Source organism: Pedobacter sp. 05L430, assembly GCF_056397585.1.
In genome coordinates, this window is the sequence record NZ_JBFTNT010000446.1 from 1 (window position 1) to 4,050 (window position 4,050).

Below are 4,050 nucleotides of genomic sequence, written 5' to 3' on the forward strand. Positions count from 1 at the left end.
CTCCGGAATAGTTATTTGTTGCTTAATCTTTTCAAAAACTGCATCAATATTGTTAGCGCCTGATTTTTCGTCATTAAAATAACCGGTTAGATTTTCGTACTCATTCCTATGGACGGTACTTTTTGAAAGCAGTTCTTTAAGCTCAATAAGCTCTTTGGGTGAAATTTCACCGGCCAATCTTTTGCCCAATAACTCCGTAAATCTTTGATCAGTCATTTGTGTTTTTTGTTGTGTTATTATATAGTACTCTTTTTACTTAAAAATGCCTACAATGCGCTAAAAAATAGTTTGTTATACTTATTAAAAAAATAAGACTYATAATTTTTCCGCTAATATTTTGTTTATCATTATTACCACATAGATCCTTAGCTTCTTTATAGGAAAGCAGTGTAATCCTTAGTTTATCAATAGCCCTAAAAAGTTGTGTTTGCACTGTTCTTGGAGATATATCTAGAATTTCAGCTACCTCTTTATATCTCATTCCATTTTCTTTAATCAACCTAAAAACCATTTTTGCCTGCAAGGGAAGCTTTTCAATTGCACTATCTAATTTAATATGTAATTCTTTACGTTCTAATTCTTTCTCAGGATTGTTGTTGTCTGAGAATGGATACTCGCCCGACAATTCTAATTCAGTTATATGGATTCCTGAATGCTTTTTTAGATGTTTTAATGATTGATTTCTAACAGCAACAAATAGATATGTTTCCGGATTAATTACATGCAGGTTTCCTTTCCTGTTCTCCCAACACTTTACAAATATTTCTGAAATAATATCTTCTGCAACCTCCTTTTGAGTCACATAGTAACAGCAAAATTTAAAAAGTTTATTGAATAGCGCATAGTATAAAGCCTCAAAGGATTTAACATCGTCTTCAATGGACATTCTGATCCACAGACTGGATAAGTCGGGCTTTACTGTTTTCAATTGCTAAATAGATTGGTTTTTTTCCAATGCAATGTAGTGAATAAAAATAATTTCAAAAAAAATGAATTCCTTGTAGGCAATTTCTTTCTGAAATAGATCCCTTCTCTAAATACGTTGGCTAACCAAGCTCATTTACAATAACCATTTGTAAATAACCGACTGTATTAATAAAAATTATTAAACTAAACTAAACAAATGTATGAAAATGAGGAAAGTTCATTCCACAACCAGTGCCCTAGAAATCACATTTTCTAGCACCACCAAAGGCTTGCGGAAGCTAGTGCTCCTAGCAGTTGCTGCGCTTGGCTTACAGAATACCGCTAAGGCTGAGGGTATTGTAATAAACAAAAGTCTATTTCCAAATCTCTCCAAGGTGGTAAAACACTCCATTAATGTTAGTGAGATGGTTGCTAAAACGGTAACCGGATTGGTAGTCGACGATGCCGGATTGCCACTTCCTGGTGCAACTGTTGCCGCAAAAGGTACCAATGCGATAACAGTTACCGGCGCTGATGGGAAGTTTACCTTAACTGTTCCTGATAATGCCACCATACTGGTCGTTTCCTATATCGGCATGGAATCCCAGGAAGTAAACATCAGCAATTTAACCAATGTAACTATAAAGTTAAAACCTTCAGGTGATGCAAGCCTAACAGAGGTAGTCGTTACCGCTTTAGGTGTAAAACGTGAGAAAAGAGCACTTACCTTCGCGGCACAGCAACTTGCAGGCACAGAACTTACAAAAGCTGGAAGTCCCAATTTCATGGAGGCTTTAAGTGGTAAAGCTGCTGGTGTTGATATCGGCATCAGTAACTCCGGTGTTGGAGGTTCAACAAAAACAGTATTAAGGGGCTCAAAATCAATTGCCGGAAATAGTGAAGCACTTTTTGTAATTGATGGGGTGCCTGTAGTAAATAACAAAGGCGGGCAGCCGGGTTCCTATGGTGGAACAGATGGTGGCGATGGTCTTTCTGCACTAAATCAAGATGATTTTGAATCGGTTACTATTTTAAGAGGGGCCAATGGTGCTATTTTATATGGTAGCCAGGGAGCTAACGGCGTAATTTTAATCAACACCAAGAAAGGTCAGGACGGCAAAATTGCTATCGCTTTAAATTCTACAATAAATTTTAGCAATGCGGCAACATTACCTGAGTTTCAATTTGATTACGGTGCTATTACAATAATCCGTTAACGGGGTTGTATTTATTTGCCCGTGAAAGAGATTTTGCCGATTACAAAACCAATTATCAAGTTTTTAATACTGAACGAAATCTGTATAAACAAAACTGGTATTCTACTGAAGAAAAACAAAACAACCCATATTGGGAACTATATAATGACCCAAAACTTTCCACTAGTAACAGAGTAATTGCTTCAGCAAAAGCTTCATACGCATTTCTACCACATTTTAAATTTGATGTACGTGGAAACATTGATTATAATGACAGATTATTAGACTATCGTTATGCTGCAGGAGGTAACTCAGTAAGCGTAAGTTCTAACGGAACATGGAATTACACCAAGTATAATGACAAGGCCTTATATGGTGATGCCATCTTAAGCTATGACAACACTTTTGGTAAATTCAGCTTGAATGGCGTTGTGGGAGGAAGTATACAGGATTATACGTTTAATGATGGGATGACTTTTGCCAACGGCACAACACCGCTCCAGTACCCGAACTTTTTCAGTTTCGCAAACCTGCCTTATAATCTGGTTATCAATCAGACCTACAGCAGAGTTCAGAAACAGGGCTTATTTGCCAATGCCTCTCTAGGGTTCAAAGATATGCTCTATGTAGATCTGGCAGGACGCAATGACTATGCTTCTACACTGGCAACTACTGGCAACGATTCCTATTTTTATTATTCGGCAGGTGTGTCCGCTATAATCAGCCAGATGGTAACCATGCCCACAGAAATCAATTTCTTAAAACTAAGGGCATCAACCTCGCAGGTAGGAAATGAGGTGCCATATAATATCGTAAACCCAGGTAATGTTATCGGTGGTGCAGGTGGACCGAACGGCATAGGAGGGATTACCAGAAATACACAGACCCCTTTTGCGACATTGGTGCCTGAAAAGATAATCAGTAATGAGATTGGCCTGGAAAGCCGTTTTTTAAACGATAGACTAACTCTTGATTTTACCTATTATAAAAACACAAGTACCAACCAATTTTTATCTTTGCCAGCCCCTTCGGGTTCCGGTTACACCTTTTACTATGTGAATGCAGGTAAGGTGACCAACCAGGGTTTTGAGTTAACGTTAGGTGGAGACCCAATAAAAAACGAAAACTTCCGGTGGAACACCTCCGTTAACCTATCGCAGAACAAAAACAAAATTGTAGAATTAATTGCCGATAATCCCGGTTATCAGGTAGGTAGCGATAGTGAAGGTTTTAATTCAATAATCAAAGCTGGCGGGTCATTTAACGACTTATACATTTTCAAATTTGCACGAAATGCTTCAGGGCAGATTATATTAGATGATGCTGGAAAACCAAGTAAGGCTGCAACTCAGGAATATGTTGGAAATTTAAATCCAAAGTTGATAACCGGCTGGAATAACACATTTACATATAAAAACTTGAGTTTAAGTACCTTGGTAACGGCTAAGTTCGGCGGTGTTGCTTTCTCTAAAACTGAAGCTTTTCTGGATTCTTACGGAGTAAGTAAAAGGACCGGCGAAGCACGAGATGCAGGAAGTATTCCGATTAATGCCATAATGGGTACTACCCCTCAAAGCTCAATTGACCCTGCGTTGTACTATTCAACAATCGGTGATAGAAATGGGATTATGGAGCCTTATGTATTCTCCCGCACCAATGTCCGCTTGGCCCAGGTATCTTTAGCCTATAATTTGCCAATTAAAGGTTCGGCTATTAAATCAGCTTCCATTTCATTAATTGGGCGCAACCTGTTTTTCTTCTATAAAAAATCACCTTTCGATCCGGAGCAGGCGATGAGTACCAACAATAGCATGCAGGCCAATGATATTTTTGCTGTACCTGGTACACGTTCTTACGGGCTAAATCTTAAGTTAAACTTTTAATGTCTTAAAATAATGAAAAAAATATGTTTAATGGTGTTTGCCTTGATCGTACTCAACTCCTGCAC

Annotated in this window: 4 protein-coding genes; 2 read left to right on the plus strand and 2 right to left on the minus strand. The window is 38.1% G+C overall.

The genetic code is table 11. The features are described 5' to 3' along the window. Together AC1DG9_RS26200 and AC1DG9_RS26205 are read right to left on the minus strand one after the other, a co-directional pair. Positions 1 to 216, minus strand: a 216-nt coding sequence (locus AC1DG9_RS26200; protein ID WP_477635585.1) for a hypothetical protein, incomplete at its 3' end; no start/stop codon positions are given. A 40-nt stretch (positions 217 to 256) separates the two neighbouring features. Beyond that, a complete protein-coding gene (locus AC1DG9_RS26205) occupies positions 257 to 886 on the minus strand; it encodes an RNA polymerase sigma-70 factor (RefSeq protein ID WP_477635586.1) in 630 nt (209 codons plus the stop codon). Positions 887 to 1,127: 241 nt separating this feature from the next. On the opposite strand from AC1DG9_RS26205, the gene AC1DG9_RS26210 reads away from it, so the two are divergent. Beyond that, entirely contained in the window at positions 1,128 to 2,123 is a 996-nt protein-coding gene (locus tag AC1DG9_RS26210) for a carboxypeptidase-like regulatory domain-containing protein (protein ID WP_477635587.1), read from the plus strand. 5 nt (positions 2,124 to 2,128) lie between these two features. Beyond that, a complete protein-coding gene (locus AC1DG9_RS26215; RefSeq protein WP_477635588.1) occupies positions 2,129 to 3,985 on the plus strand; it encodes a TonB-dependent receptor domain-containing protein in 1,857 nt (618 codons plus the stop codon). The last annotated feature ends 65 nt before the right edge of the window (positions 3,986 to 4,050 follow it).

What these genes read in the sequence shown, in the direction of transcription:
- AC1DG9_RS26210 (WP_477635587.1), top strand. Translation starts at nt 1,128, where the DNA reads ATGAAAATGAGGAAAGTTCATTCCACAACCAGTGCCCTAGAAATCACA.